Here is a 274-nt window from a genome sequence, read left to right on the forward strand (position 1 = left end):
GTCCGAACGATCTTCCCTTCTTCTGTCATAACTCCGAGATCATTTAAAAACGGAACAAAAGTTCCTTCTTCTAATATATAGCGTTTCTTCCTGTCATGTGAAAGCTCTGCCGGAGGCGCTGCGCTTTTTCGGTTTTTCCGCTTGATCGAAATTTTTCCTTTCTTGCTCACAAGAACCGTATATTCCGCCTGAACAGTCTCGATCTGCATCTGCCGGAAATTTTCCATATGACCTGCCAGTATTTCCGCTGCATCTTTGCAGTTTATGTTTTCAT

At 43.1% G+C, this 274-nt stretch carries 1 protein-coding gene; it reads right to left on the reverse strand.

All coding sequences use genetic code 11. The features are described from left to right. Window positions 1-227, reverse strand: a 227-nt coding sequence (locus tag NE668_RS09790) for a hypothetical protein (protein WP_256196781.1), incomplete at its 3' end; no start/stop codon positions are given. Window positions 228-274: the final 47 nt, after the last annotated feature.

Origin of the sequence: Veillonella parvula, assembly GCF_024461875.1 — a bacterium.
Taxonomy (GTDB): domain Bacteria; phylum Bacillota; class Negativicutes; order Veillonellales; family Veillonellaceae; genus Veillonella; species Veillonella parvula_I.